This window comes from Nocardia sp. NBC_00416, assembly GCF_036032445.1.
GTDB lineage: Bacteria > Actinomycetota > Actinomycetes > Mycobacteriales > Mycobacteriaceae > Nocardia.
The window spans coordinates 2551403-2570908 of the sequence record NZ_CP107932.1 but is presented as its reverse complement, the minus strand read 5'-3'; the positions used below and the strand labels follow the sequence as shown (position 1 = coordinate 2570908).

Genomic DNA, 19506 nt, shown 5'->3' with positions numbered 1-19506 from the left:
CAATACCTGCGCACCAGTCGGCGGACCGGCTCGGAGCCGGATTTCGACCAGGTACACGAGCAGGGCATCGCCGCGGTGCGTGAGCTGATCGGCCTCGAGCCGGCGCAGAAGGGGATGGGGTACAGCAGGTATTACGGCGAGATTTGGGATCAGCAGAGTCCGGCGGCCGGCAGCGCAGTGCCCGGTGACGAGGGTTCCGGCGGTGACTACTGGTATCTGCCTGCTGATCCGGCTGTCGCCGCCGAGCTGCACCGAGGTGTGCTGAAAGGTCGCGATCTGGAACTGCAGCGAAGCGAGGTCGCGGACCGGATCCGGGAATCGGCCGCCGAACTCGGTCTCGACAGCGGTCTTAGCTCGACGCGGTTGCACAAGGCAATCGAGACCGAACTACGGCGGCCGCCCGGGACAACGGATGAGCCGGCCGAATCCCGGCGGCGTCGGCACGACCTGCGCGTGCTCGACGATCTGCTCGCCCGGTCGGCTCGGCTGCGGTCCCTCGCGGCACGTGCCACACTCCGCTTCGAGGCGCTGCTGGCGCGGGAGGTGCTCACCGCGACCATCCGGGACAGCGTGCCGCCGGGCTCCGGCGCCCGGCTGCTCACCGATCAGATCGCACACCTGCCGGGTACGCCGGACCGTGTCGTGGTGGCGGCGTTGTTGGGCGGGCACGCCGGGGCGCTGGAGGCGGCCGGCCGGGATCCGGAGACGGCGGCGATTCTGGAACGCGCCGATATCGAAACGGAGTATCGGCGCCTCCGGTACCTCCCGGACGGGTCCTTCCGAGTGGAACTCACCGCGGACCCTGATCCGCACCGTACGTGGTATGCCGCGGAGGTCGCCGAGCCCGAGTCCCACGCCGACCGGGCCGCAGCGGAGCGGATCGCCGGTATCCGCCGGGTACTCGCCGATACCGCCAAGACCCGGGTGGGCCCCTGGGCCGACAGCATTCTGCGGGACTGGGAAGTACGGATCGAATACGACACGGGCGCCGACAACCAGTACGACCCGGTCCGCAATACCCTGGTCCTGGATCCGGGCCTGTCCGACGGTCGGCAAATGGCCGCCGTGGTGCATGCCGCTATCCACATCGAAGCCGCCGGCAGCCGGGAGACCCCGGTGGGGACCCGGTTTCGGCTGCAGAGCCGGCGGTGGGATTACGTCCGCGCCATGCTCGCCGAAGAGGCCCGGGCCCATGCCCTGGAAATCATCGCGATCCGGGAGTTGCGCGCCGCCGGATTCGAGATCCCGGAAACCGCGCTGGAAAACGTCTACACCACCGCGTTCGACACCGAACGCGCCCGGCTCGCGGGGCGCGATCCCGGCCGCGCGCCCGCCGATCTGGACGCCCTGGCCAATATCGCCGGCCTGCGGGCCATGCGCCCGGAACTGGCGAAACATCGCGTGTCCTCCGGCCGGACCTATGCCGAGTACTACAGCACAGCATGGGATCACGGTCGCGGTGTGCGCTCGATGGATCGAATCGTCGCCGATACCCGGGCGGCCGGCCGGGCGAAAACGGAGGACGGCGAAATACTTCCGTCACGGGTCCTGGAGGATTCCGCGACCAGAACCGTCGAGCGGGTCGAGTACGCCAATGGCAATGAGCTGATCGAGACGGTCTTCGCCGACGACGACCGGGCGATAGCCGCCCTGCTCGTCTCGGTCACCGGCCGGGCATTCGGTGCGGCGGTATCTCGGGCGGCGATATCCGAACTGCACCGGCTCTACCAGCGTGTTCCGTCGGGAATACCGGCCGACCGCATTCCGGTCGGCGCATCCGAGTCGGTGGCGCGGTACGCCGACACCGACCGGGGCATACTGCTGGGGTTGCTGGATATCGTGACCGGTAACCCGGGCCGGTCCGCGGCGGAGATCTATCTGAACCCGCAACGGGGAACCGTCGCCGCCCTCGGGCACTACCGGGCCTTCGAGGACAGTGGCCCGGTGCCCGCGGAGATCGGTCCGTTCGCCGGCTATCTACTGCGCCGCACCGACGACGGTACGGTCGAATACCGGGACCGGCGGCTGCTGGTTTCCATGGTCGACGATTTCATCGAACGATTCGCCACCACCCGCCCGGCGTTCGAACAATACGACAAGCTCGACTGGTACGAGCAGAGCCTGGTGCGGTTGCGCCGGATCCGCGCCCACGCTCGGGAGGACTTCGAAAGCGGCGCGGACCTGGATCGGCTCGGGGTCGTGGACAGTTATGTCAGCAGTTACGGGGCCGGAGACGGATTCGGGGTCCGGGCCGCGGTCGATTCGGCCGGAGTGGTGCGCGCCGAGATCCGGACCGGGGAGAACACCCCGCAGAGCGCGGATATGTTCAGCGATGTATTGCGCAATCTCGGTCATCTGGCCACCGAATTCCGGGTCGAGTGGATCGCGGGCGGTGGTCTGCCGGGCTCACACGGGGACGGCGTATCGACACCGAGGGGCGCCTCCGAAGAGACGATCGATACCGCTGTCTCCCGACTCGCGGCTCAGCACGGGTTCACGCGGATCGAGATCGGTTCGGGTGAAGCATCCGGGCAGCCTGCGGGACAGCGTTCTACCACAGTGTATTTCCGGCGTCCGGCCGATCCTGCACAGGTGGAGGCCGAGCCGGTCGCCGGGCCAGAGCAACCGGTGGCGGTTGCGGATGATCCGAATGCCCGGCCGCCGGGTGACGATCCGGCCGACCCGGTCGACCGGCTGACGCCACCCGCAGCCGGACCCGATAGCTCGAGAGAGGCGGGCGAAATCGGAGACCGCACACCGGACACTCCGGAGGGGACCGCGCCCCGCCTGACTCCCGAACCACCCACCGAATCCCGGGCGGACCGGATAACGGGCCCACCGGTCGATTCCATAGGGGCTCGGCGCGCCCCCGTGCTGGTGGCCTTGGACGACCCGGAGCAGCAGATCCGGAGCCTGCTGGCGCTGACCCCGACCGGCCGGGAAATCCTGGCCGCGCTCGGTGATGAGCGCATCCGGACCGACTTCGTGCCCTACGGACTGTTCGAAGTGGGCAACCACGACAGGGTTCTGGGCCAGTACCGGACGCGGTCGCTGACGGCGCAGGTCTACACCGCGGAATCGGATCTGCTCACCCAGGGCCTGACACTGGCGCACGAAGTGGTACACGCGCTGTACGACCTCGAGGGGCAGGTCGCCGATCCGGGTGATATGGGGCGGGCGGACTATATCGAGGCCCGGATCCAGGAGGAGCTCGACGCCGAGGTCCTGGCGATCCGGCTGGCGGCCGAATGGCGTGATCTGGGCTGTCCGGTACCGCCCTTCGCGAGCGAAACCGGGTACTACACGGCAGCAGCCGGAAACGCCGACGGTGCAGAGGATCTGTCCGAGGCGAGGACCGGTGCTACGGCGATGCAGGCTCATGAGCGCGGCGTCGAGGCTGTACGCGCACTGTATCGAGACCGTCACGCGACGAGGTACGGGCGGGTGTGGGACCGACACCTCGAAGAGAGGGACGAAACCATCCGTGCCGATGAGCGGCATCGGTCCACCGGCCCGGAGTTCGATGCGCAACTGCGGCGTGGTCTGTCGGACTGGAAGGATGCCGAGCTGCGGTGGCAGGCCGCCGGAGGAGAGCTGACACAGCTGTCGTCCCTGCTCGGGGTCGATCCGCTGCCCGCGGACCCGGCGACGCGCGGGGACACCGAGACCCCGCTACAGCGGGTGGAGCGCGAGCTTGCCACCACCGATTCCGCCGACGGCACAGCGGAACTACGGCGGCGCCGCCATGAGCTGCATCGTCTGACCGATCTGCAGAACGACTCGCTGCAGCAGGCGGCGCGATACCGTGCCGAGCAACAACGCGTGCACACCCTCGCGGTCCGCGATGTGCTGGCGGCGGCGACACGGGACATCCCGGATGCCCGGACTCTGACCGATAACGTCGCCTATCTGCCGGGGGAACCGGACCGGCTGGTGATCGTTGCGCGCAAGGGTGACCACGATCGGGCGGTCGCGGAGGCGATCCGGTCGTCCGGCGATTTCGTGCACCGTGCCGATATCGCCCGTGAATACCGCGAAGTGAAGGTTCAGCTGGACGGGCAGATCGCGGTAACGCGGGTCGTCGAGCCGTCCCCGCCCCGGCCGGACGAGCAGCCGGCCCGGGATCTGCCCGCCCCGGGTGCGGCGCAGCGCACCGCGGACGCGGAGACCGGCCGGATCCGCCGGGTGCTGGCCCGGACGGAGGTCGGCGCCTGGGCGGATGAGGTGTTGCGGGAACACGCTGTCCGGATCGAGTACCGGTCGCATGCCATCGACCGGTACTTCCCTGCTCAGCGGCTGCTGGTGCTGGATCCGGGCGGGTCCGACGGTGCTCAGATGGCCGCCATGGTGCACACCGCGGTGCACGCCGATATCGCGGCGCAGCAGGAGGCCGGCGGGGCGGTGCGGTTCACGCTGCAGGCTTCCCGCGCGGACTATATCGATCGGATGATCGAACACCAGGCGCGGGCGCAGGCAATGGAGATCATCGCGGTCCGGCAGTTGCGGGCACTGAGCGATGATGTGCTGTCGGGTGCCGAGATCCCCCGGACTGCCCTGGAACACATCTACGGCGCGGCTTTCGATCTCCGGGTGGCCGTGGGAGAAGGCTCGGTGGCCGCCCGGGAAGCGGCACATGATGCCGGGGTGGCGGCGCTGCGGCGCGAACTGCCCGAAATCGAAGTATCACCGGACCGCACCTACGCCGAATTCTTCGGCGCCGCCTGGGATTACACGCATGGATCGGGACCGGTGGCCGACGAGTCCGCCGGCGCGGAGAACGTCGCGAACGAGGCGGTCGATTCCGAATCCGATCCGCCCCTCGTACCTCGGATCGGCCCGCCGGACCCGGGGCGATCCGACGGGGTGCCGCCGTCGCGAGACGGGACCGAATCGCACACCGCGACCCCGGCGGGGGAACGCCCCGGGCAGGTTCCCGACACTGCCCGGGACGGCGTCCCGGAGCAGCTCGTCGATTTCTCGGGCAAGTCCCCGGTCGAGGTCGGCGCGCAATGGCAAGCGCTACTGGCCGACCTGGATCATCCCGTCGAGGTGTTCGGGTTCGACAAACTGCCCGATGAGGCCGCCTCCCAGGTACAGGATATTGCCCGTGCCATCACGCTGCTGCTCGCCGGAAATCCGCGGCTGGATGTGCGGCAGGTCGGTTTCGGCCGGATGCGGAAACGCTACGATGTGCGGGTAGCGGAAACCGAAACCGGGCACCGGTTCGTCGAACAGATCGTTTTCGGAGTCGGCCAGTTCACCAGGCCGGAATGGGACGACGGTACCGGGGACTACTTCAGCGAGAATATTCAGCGAGATATCGATAACGGAATTCTTCCGGAGCTCTTTTCCTTGATGCCCGGCTCCGCGCTCGCCGCCGCGGCGGTCGCCCACGCCTTGGATCACCACGGCGGATATCTGGCTCGTGAAATGGTGCATGCCGAGCTGACTCATCACTTCCGGGACAATCGGCCCCGCCTGCACATCAGCCGTGAGCTCTGGGAACTCGATGGACCACGTTATCGGAGATGGTTGAATAATATATTGCCACAGACAAGCTTTGTGGACAGATGGCACGATATTGCTCCCCGTAGGGCGCTGATAGACGGGTTCGTCTCGAACTGGGTCGCATCGAATTACGAAGGCTACGTACAGACGCGACGGCAATCGGCGGTGAACCGGTTACTGGCCGACCTGCTGGCCGCGCAGGACGGTGTGGAACCGCGGCCGCTCGACCCGGACCACGCGGTGCCGGTGCTCTTTCCCGAGCCGGCCGCCGCGGAGCTGCTCGGCGCGGTGGATGAATCCGGTGCACCGATACAGGACGATTTCACCGGAAAATCCCTGCGGGAAATATCGGTGATTCTGACGAGAAAACTATCGGATCTCGCGGGCGAGTCGGTGGTGGTCTACGGGCTCGACAGGAATATCGATCCGGAGATCGCTCGTGAGTGGGCTCGATTCTTTGTGCACAGCTTCGAAACCGACAGGTTCCTGGTTGTTCCCGCGGTGGGTATCGGAGCGCTCGAGAGTGACCCCGATGCGAACCGTGACCGCTATGTCGCGGCCAGGACATATTCGGATTCCACGTCGCCCGCCGCCGACGGCGACCCCATCGAGCTCGATATGAATCGACCGATCCGCGTGGATCGGATACAGCTGAACTCAGAATTCGCCGAAAAGTCGGAATTCTTGTGCAGGGCGGTCTACAGCGCGATCGAGTCGGGGCAGATCAAGCCGGATGCCAGGAAACGTCCGGTGTGGTGGATAGGTGGGCACGAGTGGGGGCATGCCCTCGACGCCGCCGGGGCCCGCCTGTTCCGGAGTTATATCGGCGATGTGCTGCTGGGAACCTATCTGAGCAATCCTCTCGGGGAGCCGACGACCTCTGGTTATTGGGTTTGGTTGAGTGAGAGCCTGAGTGGATACAGCTTCAAGGGGATCGGCTACGCCTTCTCGAGCGACCACGACATGCTGCAGGTCGATCCGCGTGAAGTCGGCGCCGAAGCCGTACCCGAGGTGCGGTGGCGGGGCCGCGAGAACATCGATGATCGGGAGCCGGTCGCGGTTGTCTACGATCTGCTGGTCGAGCTGGCGCGGGCGCAGCACAACGAGGGGGTGCCGAGCCGGCGGCTCACCGAACTCCTGGAGCTGCGCGGGACCTACCATCTCGAGTCCACCGGCGAGATCGTCGACGGCCTGAGCCCCTTCGCCGCGATTCGCAACGGCGAGGGATGGGGCATCATCGTCGGACCTGATGCCCCGGCAGCGGCGGGTGCCGCCGACAGTCATCCGTCGGCCGGCCTGGATACCCGCACCTCCCGCCCGGCTCCGGAACCCCGGGCCGGTTCTCCTGTCCCCTCGGCGGAGGTAGCGGGAACCAGCGATCGGGCACCGGACGGCCCGGACGCGCGGCCCGCACAGGGTGAAGTAAGTGTCGATCGGGATCGGGCCGACCGCCCCGAGTATTCGCCGGCGATCTCGCATGATTCGAATGCGCGGGGGGTGGGCGATGATCCGGCCGGAGCGACCCCGGTTGGGGAACACGACGGGCCGAACGCTGTTCGAGCCGGCGTACCGGAGCAGACGCCGAATCTCTCGGGTAGGTCCCCGGCCGAGGTCGGCCGGGAATTGCAGGCTCTCCTGGCCAGTCGGGATCGGCCCGTCGAGGTGTTCGGGTTCGACAAGCTACCCGATGAGGCCGTGTCGTCGGCACAGAAAATCGCCCGGGCCGTCCTGCGACTACTCGATCGATACCCGCGGCTGGATATCCGGCGCATCGGTTTCGGCCGGATACCGAACAGCCATGATGTGCGGGTGGCGGAAACCGCCGGAGGGCAACGGTACACCGACGCGATCATCTTCGGAATCGACCAGTTCACCAGACCCTACTTCGACAAAGGCGCCGGCGACTACTTTCTCGACGGGATCCGGAAGAAAATCCACGACGGCGTCCTTCCGGAAACCTTTGCCGAGCGGCCCGAAGCCGCGCTCACTGCCCAGGCATTCGCCCGCGCATTGGATCACCACGGACGATATCTGGCTCGTGATCTCGTCCATGCCGAACTGACCCACCACTACCGCGACAACAGGCGTCCGGTGACCACAACCGGTGAGCGGTGGAAGTTGAGTGGGCCGGGCTATCGGACCTGGTTGCGAGAGGTGCTACCGCACTCCAGCTTTCCGGACGAGTGGGGCGATGTCCTTCCCGATAGAGCACTGATAGATGGATTCGTGTCGACCTGGGTCGAATTTCAGGACACGAAATCGGGTTTCGACCCGCAACACGAGGCGGTGAGCCGAAAACTATCGGATCTGCTGGCTTTACAGGACGGAGCGGAGCCGCGGCCGCTCGACCCGGAGCGCACGGTGCCCGTGTCGTTGCGCGAGCCGACCAGCGCGGAGCTGGTCGGTGCGGTGGATGATTCCGGCGCGCCGATTCAGGACGATTTCACCGGAAAGTCTCAGCGGGAGGTCGCGGAGATATTGGTGGAGAAGCTGCGGCAGCTCACGGGAAAAAATGTCGTGGACTACGGACCGGGTCTGTACGACATTTCCACCGGCAGAGCTGAGCGGTCGGTCGCGGATGGGCCGGACGAGGACCTACGGAGAGTCCAGGGTAACAGCATCGTGGTCTACGGGTTCGGGACGTCCGTCGACCACGAGATCGCCCGTGACTGGGCGCGCTTCTTAGCGGATGGATTCGAATCCGAGCCGTCCATGGATGTTCGCGCGGTGGGCATCGGATTTCCCGGAAACACCCGCCCCTCTGGGGTTTTGGCGCGAACTTTCTATGGTGTTACGCCGTTCGTCGTCAGGGCCGATCCGACCACGCCCGATTACAATCGCCCGGTCTTCGTGGATCGCATCGCACTCAACCCTTACTACGCCGAGAATGCGGAGATCTTCCGCAGGGTGGTCGACCGTGCTGTCGAATCGAAGCATTTCAGACCGCAAGCCGGCATCCGCCCGGTGTGGTGGTCGGGTGGGCACGAATGGGGGCACGCCCGCGAGGTCAGCGGGACCGGACTGTTCCGGATGTTGGTCGGTGATCTGCTGTTGGGCCACTACATGACCAACCCTCTGGGGGAACCGACGATCTCGGGTTACTGGATCTGGTTACAGCAGAACCTGAGTGGATACAGCTTCGACGGCAGTCGGGTCGATCCGGTCGAAGCCGGAGCCGAAGCCGCCACCGAGGTGCGGTGGCGCGGCCGTGCGAACGTCGATGATCGGGAAGCGGTCGGCGTTCTCCACGATTTGCTGGTCGAGCTGGGACAGTGGCAGCAGAACAACCGGGTGCCGAGCCGTCGACTCGTCGAACTTCTGGAATTGGGCCGGGTCTACCGCGAGGAGTCCAGCGGGGAGATCGTCGACGGGCTGAATCCGTTCGCCGCGATTGGCAACGGCGAGGGATCGGGCATCATCGTCACCAGCGATCGGACACCGGACAGTACGGATGCGCGCGGGTCCCGGCAGATTCCGGAACACTCGGATGATTTTCTCGAGCACCGGTTCACGGAGCCGGACGGACGATCTTCGGCCGCAAATTCAGCAGTGGATGCCTCCCACGAGGCGGACATCGGCGGAACCGGCGATACGGGACGAGGTTCGCACTCGCGCAGCCGGGCCCACTATGCGACCACGGAGCCCGAACTGCCGCCCGATCCGCGGCCACGCGGGGAATCCATCGAACTCGTGCTGGACGACGAAGGACTGCTACGGGACGCGGACGGTGAGCTCTACACCGGTTCGAAGGCGGACGCGTTCGTGATGAATACGGTGGGTCGATTCCGGACGATGGGTGCGGCTTTCGGTCACGGTGAGCTGGTCGCCGAGTACGCGCAGTCCGGCGATCCGGTCGACGCGGTGGCGGGTTTCGGTATGTGGGCGGTGGAGGCGGGCCGGGTGACTTTCCTGTGGCCGGACGGGACGGGGAGGTTCCACGACGCCGGTTTCGACCCGCTGTATACCGCGCAGGTACTCGATCAGCTCCGGCGCCATGGTGTCGATCTGACGCAGGCCCGCTTGTGGAGCAACGCGCGCGGAGCCCTGTGGCATCAGGACATCGGAATGCCCACTGTGGGCAGGGTCGTCTCGGAGAGCGGAGCCGCTCTGCTGGCCGAGACCGGTTCCGGGACCGCGGAGCGGGCGGGGCTGCTGGACGGGTTCGGTGACGGGTTCGCGATCCGGGGCGAGGGGGTCGAGTTCGAAGACGGGCTGGTCAGGGTGGCCCTGGCCGTCGAACCCGTACGCGGGGAGCGCGGCCGGGTCGTGGTGGAGCTGAGCGCCGAAAAAGGCGTGCGGTATGTCGAGGTGGAGCCGGGCTCGGAACCGGAGCGGGTGAACGCGGCGCTGGACGCGCTGGACGAGAAGCTCACCGAGTGGCTGGGATATACCCCGCAGGGGAGGGGATCTCCGGAGCCCTCCGGCGGGATCGGTGCTCTCGGCGGGCCGGACGCGGACGGCGCGCCGTCGCGCGATCTCCTGGCGGTGGCGTTGGACGAATCGTCGCGCCGCGTCCGGCTCCGCGCTGTCACTGATGACGATGTGCTGGGTGTGCCCGCGGCGTTCCGCGACGACAAATGGGCTGGAAAGTCCGTCGCGGAGGTGGCTGCCCAACTGCGGAAGTCTTTCCCGGGTGCGCGGTTGTGGGGCTTCGGGCCGGAGGACAGCGATGACCCCGTTCCGCCGCTGAGCCGCGACTCCAGTGACCCGTCGGAGCTGAATGCGGCCGTGGTGCGGGATTGGGCTCGGTTGCTGGAACTGCGGCTGGCGCAGTCGCCGGAAGCGGATGTGCGGGGTTTCGGTATCCGGGATCTGGGTCCCGGGGGGCTGGGTGAGGCGAGGGCTGCCCTCGACCGCGAAACCGGGAAGAAGTACACGGCCGAAATCGTGCTGGGCCGGGATGCGGCGACCGACCCACGGCGGTTCCGGCAGCTGGTGCAGACCGGGGTGGATACGCGCCGATTCGCGCCGGAAGTGGCCGAGCGACCGATGGACGCGGTGGTCGGCCACGAACTCGGTCATGCACTCGATCACGCCGGTGCGGGGAAGGCACGCGCGCGGGCCGAGGGGTATCTGCGCTGGACGGCCGAGCAGGAGGGTGCCGATCTCGGGGACTGGCTGGATGAGCTCTCGGGATACAGCCGCAACCCGGACGGCTCGATGCGGGCCGCGGAAGCTCTGGGAGAGGCACATTTCCGGTTCTTGCGTGACGGGCCGGAAGGGCTACCGCGGACTTTCGCGATACTGCACGAGCTGCTGCTCACGCTGGCCCGGGATCCCTCCTCGCCGCTGGGTGATCCGCGATCCTTCGGTATCGGATGGCGCGAACCCGGAGCCGGTGCGCCGGTGGAATCCACCGACGTTTCGCGTGATCTGATGACGGTCGCCCTCGACGATCCAGTGCGGGAAGTGGTCGGTCTGCTGGAGCAGACCGCCACCGGCCGGGAGGTTCTGGGTCTATGTGACGACCCGCGGATCCGGACGGTATTCGAGTCCGGAGACGGCGGAAGACGACTGGGTGAATTCAAGCCGGACAATTTGACGGCGCATATCTACACCGCACGGTCGGGGCTGGTCGATCAGGCGATGACGCTGGTGCACGAATTGGTGCACGCGAAATATCACGTCGAGGGACGGGCCGCGACCCCGAACGAGATGTCCGAGCAGGAATACATCGCGGCCAGGGTTGATGAGGAAACGGAGGCCGAAGTGCTGGCGATCCGGCTGGCCACGGAGCTACGTGCGCTGGGTTACGATTTCCCGGCCTCGGCCATGGAGGAGAAACACCGCGCCGCAGTGCGACGGAATTCAATTACCGATGTCGCGCACGACGACGCCGCCGCGCGGGCGGGTGCGGCTGCCGTGCGTGAGGCACAGCACGATATTTACTCGGAGAGATTCGCGGCGCACTATGAGAATGAACGGAGCGTGGCACATCCGGGTGCCGACGGAAGGCATCAGCCCACGGGACCCGAGTTCGAACGGGCATTTCGTCGCGCACTACTGCACAGGCAGGATGTCCACATTCGGAAGAACGCCGCCGAGACCGAGGCCCGTGCGCTTGCCCTTCGACTCGGGATTCCGCCGCTGCTGGATGCCGAACTCCGGAGCCGCGTCGACACCGCGATGCGGCGGGTCGAACAGAATCCCGCCACGACCGAAGTCTCCGGGGCGGGCTCGATGCTACGGCGGCGCCGCCACGAACTGCACCGGCTCACCGACCTGGTGGACGACTGCCTACGGCACACGGCCGCATTCGATGCCGCCGAGCGGGACCTCCACACCCTGGTGGCACGGGATGTGCTCGAGGTGGCGGCCCGGAATGCTCCCGGTCTTCGAATCCTCACCGATAACATCGCTTATCTGCCGGGACGCCCGGATCGGCTGATAATCGCCGTACAGCACCGCGATCTCGCCCGGGCCGCCGCGGCAGCGGAGGATCTGCTCGACGGACTCGTGGTTCGTGACGATGGTGCAATCGACCGCACCTACCTCACGCTCGAAGTGGAATCGGGCGGAACGATCCGGGTGCGCCAGGCCGGTATTCCGCGCTCCGCGGAGGAGACGCCGGCCGGGCAGCTGTGGCGGTCGGAGGCCCATGTGCCCGCGCCGCCGGAACCGGCGGTGCGGCGGGCCACCGACGCGGAAATCCGGCGAATCCGCCGGGTGCTCGTCCGGACGCCCGTCGGGGAGTGGTCGAACACAGTACTGCGGGACAACGATATTCGGATCGAATACCAGTCGAATGCCACGGACCGCTACTACCCCTCCGCGGGGGTGCTGGTACTGGATCCGGGTGGCTCCGACGGCGACCAGATGGTCGCCATGGTGCACACCGCGGTCCACGCCGAGATCGCGGCGCAACAGAATACCGGCGACGCCGTGCGGTTCCGGCTGTCGGCCGAGCGCTCGGCATACGTCGACCAGATGATCGATCAGCAGGCGCGGGCGCAGGCGATGGAGATCGTCGCGGTTCGGCAATTGCGTGCATTGAGCGAGAGTGAACTGTCCGGTGTCGTAATACCGAAGGCGAGGCTGGAAGAGATCTATGCCGAGGCATTCGACCGTATTGCCGAGGTGGTCGGCGACTCACCCGCGCACCTGGAAGCGGCGCACGACGCCGGGGTGGCAGCGCTGCGTCACGCATTGCCCGACCTGAAAGCATCGCCGGACCGGACATATGGCGAATTCTTCGGTGCTGCCTGGGATTACTCGAACAATCCCCGGATCGCGGCGAGCGAGACCGCGCCGGCGGCGGCCGGTCCGGCGGATTTCCGGGCGGACCCGGCCGCTCCGGGGAGGAATCCGGTTCCTGCTGTCGACCAGCGAATCGACCCGCCTGATCCGCAGGTCGATGGGCCGAGCCGCGCTGTACACGAAATATCGGCGTCCCGGGTGAAACCGGATCTCGACCGGCCCGAGGCGGACGGCTCGATGTCCCGCGAAATCCCGGCGAAGGCCGGCGAGCCCGGTTGGCGGCAGCGGCGTGTGGGTGATGAGTCCGAGTTGGCGCGAGCGCTCTATCACCTGCCGGAGAGCAGACGAGCCGCTATCGCCGTGCTGGATCGGCTGCGCGCGATTCTGACCGTGCTACATCCGCACGCGACTCGCGAGCAGGTCGACAATGCCTTCTACGCGCCCGAGAACACGCGGTCGAGCGGAATGGTTCTGCGGTCTGTGCCATTGGACGAGTTGCGGCGGGACGGAAACCTGCGTGAGTTGATGTCCGCGGTGCAGAATGCGATGTGGCGAAGTAGGGAACTTTCCCATCCTTCGGGCACGACCCTGGACGACGGTCTGGCAAGGTTGCTGAACCAGCCGGATTGGGCGGAGCAAGCACGTCGGCTGGGGTTGAACGTCGACGCGCTGGACCGGGTGCGTGCCACGATCACCGGTGGTGACCCGCGTGTGGTGATCGGCGCGAAAGATATCCGCGACGAGCGCAATGCCGTAAGCGACGTCGGCCATATCGCCACCGCTGAAGAACTCGCCCGTAGCTACGCGATCAGGAAGCAGCGGGAAGCGCCTGATCAGCTGCGCCGTAGCCTCACCGTGCAGGATTGGAATCTGCTGGGCATGCCCTTGTCACTCCGGGAACTGCAAGCGATTCCCGGCGACCTGGTCGTGCTTCGCAAGACCAGGCTCGATCCCGGCCGGCCGTTACCGCGGGATGATCGGGGTCGAGTCGATCTGAAAGCGCTGGCAATCACGCTCGCCGCCGAGGATCGGGCATTTCGCCGCGTCCTCCCGCTCTACCGGTACGACGAGAGCGGTCGCCGGGCGCGAGATGAAACGGGGCACGCCGTCGTGGACGGTGTGCTGGTGTACCACGAGGAAGGAACGGTCGACGCGGCCACCGCACTGCGACTCGACCCGCACCGGTTCGCTGTTCCGCTTCCATGGGTTCCGGGTGTGGCGCGGTTCGAATTCGAAAAGGGCGGTGAGTGGTTCCGCCGGACCGCGGTCGAGCGCGGGTTTCCTGTTGGGGCCGGGGTTTCGGGAACTGCGGCGAGAATGGCCGCTCGGTTCACCTGGATCATGCCACGGGGTGTTTCGGATATCGATTTCGCAGGAGCGATTCTGTCGCTTCTGCTGCCCCAACATCATTCTCTGTACGAGACGGTGCGGGGAATTCAGATGGTCGGAACGCAGGTGGTGGACGAAGTGGTCTTCGAAGCCTCGGACGGTGCGGTCGCAGGTTTGTACCGAGCCGTGTTCGACCGGTTCGGGATCTCGGCGCCGGATGGCTCGTCGCGGGCAGGCACCGCTGGTGCAAAGGATATCGCTGGCCGGCCGTTGCCCGGTCTCGAGGCGGGGATTGTCGACCCGCCTGCCGATTCGGGCCGCGCCGCTGCGGCAAGCGACGATGCTGTCGCCGGCGAGGTGCATTCGGAAGCTGATCCGCTGGGTATCCGGTCCGCGGACGAGTGGTCGGGAGTGTCGCTGACCGGAATCCGGCACGAATTGCGGGCCGTGCTGGGGCCGTTGCTTCCCGGCCGGGATATCGAACTGTTCGGATTCCCCGGGCAGCCCGACCCTGGAACAGACACTGGGGGCAGTACCGATGCCGTGCGGTTCGATACCGGCGCGGCGGCGGAGCGGCTCGACGTGGTGGTGCTCCGCGAGTACGCCCGGGGACTCGCGGACAGTCTCGGCGGGTCCCCGGGGCTGGATGTGCGGCGAATCGGGTTCGCCGATCTGGGTCCGACCCGGATAGCGCAGACCACGACCGCGCGTGATCCGCGGACCGGCCGGTTGTTCGTAGAATCGATCACCTTCAATACCCGGCACGCGGCGGACGCGCAGCGGTTACAGCACTACGTGGCCGGGGAGGTCGCGGAAGGGCATTTTCCGGAGAGCCTGCTCGCCCGGCCGATCTACGCGGTGGCCGTGCACGAAATCGGTCATGCGCTGGATGCGGCGGGAGACCATTCGGCGCGGAAGCTGGTCGGCCCGATGATGCTGCGGCGCTACCGCGAAGTGCTGCGCAATGAGCTGCGGTGGTGGGAGGCGCTGCCCACCGACCGGAAAGCGCCGGGGGGACAGCGGTGGTGGTCGCGGTTGCTCCCCGAGCTGGCGGCGGAGCCGTCGGAGGTGGGCGCCTACCTGGCCTGGTTGGCGAACAGGTTCGCGGGGCACAGTATCTCCCCGGCGGGGGTGCTGCTGCCGGGAGAGGCGCTGGCCGGTGCGTACTCGGTGGTCAAGGTGGCCGAGCGGGTCGACATCGATGGTGCGGTGCGAGTGGCCGTCGGCACCGAGACGCGCCAGGTCCATGATCTGCTGGTGCGCCGGGCGCGGCGGGGCGGCGCGGCGGGACTGCTGGGTGGGGCCGCGGACTGGTTGCGGTACGGGAACCCCTACGGGGACGCCCAGCCGGTGCCGTACAACGGTGCGACCGCGTACATCAGGAATGTGGAGAATGTCGGGGCGGGCGATGACGATATGGCCGGGCGGGCGAACCCGGACGGTCCGGCGGATCACGGAGCCGGCGAACAGCCGGACGTCCCGGGTCCCGCGGCGGCGCCGGGGTCGCGGTGGAGTGACTGGCCGAATCGGGAAGCCATCCGAGATCCGCGACGGGATTGGGAGCCGGGCAGTGAGCATTCGGATGCGGAATGGCTCGGAGCTCCGGTCCCGGATGAGTGGTCGGCCCGCAGGTCGATGGAAGAACTCGGGGCCGCACTGTGGAAGCGATTGGGCGAACGGTGTCCGATCTCTGGTTTCTATGGCTACGTAACGAACCTTGAAGCCGCGCGGGAAGTCTCGCGGGCGCTGACGGACATGTCCGGGCGGTACCCGGTGGCCGTCCTCGGCAAGGTCACCGCCTCGTGGTCCAGCTGGGCCGAGGACGCCCAGATGAGCGCTCCGGTCGACGGGGCGACCGGACTTCCGCGGGCGGCGACGATCGCGATCAACCGGGGCGTGTACAACAGTCCGGCCCGAGCGCTGGTCGAACCCGCCCGGTTCGCGGTCGATACCGGGCTCCACTACCCGAGCACCGCGCTCCGGCCGGTGTACACCATGGTGGTGCGAGAATTCGCGCGGGCGATGCTGGCCAAGGGGAACTGGGATGCGCCGCAGGTGGCCGAGCGGGCACTGTTCACGCTGTATCAGCGCAGTGAACGGCTGCAGCTGCGTAGGCCCACCGAGGAAGGGTTCATGCCGTGGGCCCGGAAACACTTGAGCGAGGACAGCTTCGAGCTCGATACGGGTGGCGCCCGGTGGCGGCTGCAGCCGGAGAAGGCGCTGACCGCGGCGTTCACGGAGGTGGCGGTGCTGGGCCGGGAGAATGTTCCGCCGGTGCTGCGATTGCTGCACGATCTGGTGGTGCGGGCCGCCGAGCGTCGGGCCGACGGGCCCGGACCGGTCCGGGACCACCTCGGCCGGTTCGCCGATCGAGTCCTGTTCGGCGAACCGATGCCCGTCGAACGCCTGGATGCCCTGCGGATACTCGGCGTGCGGCGCGGCTCTGGGGTGCGGGAGGTACCGAACGAGTCGGCTACGGCATCGGGTGCCGGGTTGCTGGGGGTGTCGGCCGGTGACTGGTCGACGATGCGGACCCCCTCGGAAGTCGCGGCCGAACTCGGTGCCAGGCTCGCGGTTCCGGTGTACGGATTCACCGACGGCTCGGTAGATGTCGAGGTGGCGCGCGACCTCGCGCTGTCGATGGCGGGAACGCTGGGTCGATTCCGGCCGGAGGGTTTCGACTACATCGCCATCGGCGACGTACCGGACGGTGCGTCCGTACAGGTAGCGGCACAGGTGAATCCACTCACCGGGGTGGTGCGGGGCATATCCATCACCTTCAATGCCGCCTACGCCGTCGACCACCGGAAATTCCGGGCCGCGGTGCTGGCCGAAGCGGGCCCCAAGCGGGGTGGTGCGGATTCTTGGGCGCTGGAATACGGGCCGGTGTGCTCGGTGGGCGTACGGGCGTACGGGCGGGTACTCGATCTCGCGGGTGGCGGTTATGCCCACCGGGAACTGCTGGAACTCCTGTGGGCGGGGGAGCCCCTGGCCGACGGGATGTACTGGGACATCGTCGGGGATTCCGCCGACCGGGCCGGCGATTTCACCGGATACGTCGACATCACCGCGACCGAGCGGTTCAGCGAGCCCACGGTGGATCCGGCCGCCGCCCTGGCGGACGGCTTCGTCGAGGTGGTCATGAATCCGCACACGGCGAGCGGATTGCACCGGAAGGCATTCGAGAGCCTGATCGGCGCGGTGGAACGGGCCGGGCGGCGCGGTCCGCTGGGTCGGCTGGCCGACTGGGTCCAGTTCGGCGCCCACGCATTGGGCGACCTTCCCCGCCAGGTCGTGGTGAGAGAGACCGCTCCGCCGGTGCACCGGAACGAGTTCGCCGACATGATCGACGAGATCCTGGCCGGTGCGGCCGGTGCGGCCGGTGCGGATCCGTTCTTCGGGGCGGAGCCGCGCGCGATCCAGGTGACGCTGCAGGGGATGCTGCGCCGGGGCACCGGAAACGCCGAGTTGGCGGTGTCCGGGCTCGAGCGCGACGATCTGAACCCGGAGCGAGTGCAGGAATTCGCGCGGGCGATGGTCGATATATCCGAGCTGCTGTCAGCCATGGGGGTGGCGCAGGTCGGGCTGGCGGAATCCGGCCGGTTCGACGACTACACCGAAGACGGCTTCAGCGCCTGGCTGCCGGGTACCGGTACCGGGGAAGGCAGCTCCGAGCTGATGTTCAATGCCCTGCATTTCCGGGCGACGCGGCCGGACGGCACTCCTGTCGATCCGGGGGAACTGCTGAACTATCTGCAGGAGAAGGTCGACGACGCCCAGTATCCCGGTGCGGTCCTGGAGCGGCCGGTGTATGCGGCGGTGATCCGCGGGGTCGGCCACGCCGTCGACTACCGGGACTACCGGGTGGCCGAAGCCGAGCTCAATGCGGCACTGCAGGCCTACTACGACACCCATCCGGACCTGTGGGAGATCGAGTACGAGGATTGGCTCCAGCTGACCTTCCCCGGATACCGCACCCGCGAGCACGGAGTGAGCCCGGCGGAGGGGATGCGGAATGCGCTCGTCGACGTGGTGCTCCGCGGAGCGGACCGGTGGTCCGGTCCGATGCGGATGGTGTACGAACTGCTGAAGTCTCATCAGCGGGCCCAGCCCGGATTCACTCGCGGTCGAGTCGACGGACCGGATGACAACGGTCCGGAGCGGTCCGGAACGGTCGAGTCGGCCTCCCGCCGGATGCCGCCGGGGTCGTCGCTGCGATCCCGGGTGCCGGAACCGCGGATATGGCCGGAGGACAAGGAGTGGCCCGGTCCGGTAGAGATCGAACCGATCGAATGGACGGGCGTGGAAACCTTGGATGAACCCGAACCGCCGGAGTCCGGCGTCGCGTCCGATCTGCCGAACCTTCGGAACGAATTCTCCGAACTCCGGGAACCAGCGGACGGACACCGTGACGCGGACATCCCGGCGTCGTCGGGAATACCTCAGCTTCAGCCCCCGGTGAGCACGGATGTGCCGTGGTGGCTGGACCCTCGGAGTGTGGCGGTATCGCCCAGTGCTGGCGACGATCCGGTGCTGCCGGGTGCGACGGCGCCATCGGATCGGTCGGACGAAGTCCGTGACCCGAGCTTCTCGGGTGATCCCTCGGCTGCCCTGCCCGATGCCGCACCGAGCTGGTCACCACCACCGGGCCGGAATTCGCCGCCGGAATCGCCGAACTCACCCTGGTCACCGAATGCGTCGGAGACACCCCGACCGGTGCCGCCCGGTATCCCGGGGCAGTCGATTCCGCCTGGTGATCCGGACCGGCCGCGGCAACCCGGTGCGTACGGTCCGGGTCGACAGCCCCTCCGGCCGACACCCTCTCCGCAGGGCTCCGGGTACTCGCAGACCCACCCGCACCTGCGCCCGGTGTCGGGCCCCGGCCGACTGATCACGGGGGTGAGCGGACCTCCGGACCTCCCGGGAGCGCAACCCGGACCGCCGGTCGCAGGATCGGGATATCCACCGGCCGTGCCGCCGGCGAACCCGGCGGCGCAGGGGAGCGGGCAGATGCCGTACCGGAATCGTTCCGGTTCCCGTTCCGGGGTGCGCGGTTCCCGGCCGCCGCATCCGTCGCCCGGCGAGGTACCGGTCATTCTGGTTCGGCCGTTCGCCGGTGCCGGGGTGCCGGCGGTGTTCGATCCACGCACCGGTGCCCTGCAGGTCGGGCATGGTGCGGTGGGGGAGCAGCGCGGTGTCTACGGTGACCTCGGCACTGTTGCGGTGGTGTTCTTCCGCGGGCCCGGTGGGGAGCTTGCGCTGCGGGTCGGGGAGCGATACGTCGAGTGCAGCGACGCGGTGACCGCGCGGTGGGGGCCGGCCGGGCCGCGGCTGAGCCGGTTCGTCGTCTCCGTCGCCGGAACCGTGCTGGCGGACCTGACCTATCGAGCGCTACCGCGTGAGCTGGACCTGGGCGCCTATATCAGTGCGGTCCTGGCCGACGGTGATCGCCGCAGGACCGTATTCGGCTGA

General features: G+C 67.7%; 1 protein-coding gene (running past one end of the window). It reads left to right on the top strand.

Translation table 11 applies throughout. The features are described from left to right. Positions 1-19506, top strand: the 3' portion of a protein-coding gene (locus tag OG804_RS10480) for a DUF6782 family putative metallopeptidase (RefSeq protein WP_328396368.1). 9198 nt of this gene lie to the left of the window's left edge; 19506 of the gene's 28704 nt are visible here — the last part of the coding sequence; its start codon lies off the left edge, out of view; it ends in the stop codon at positions 19504-19506.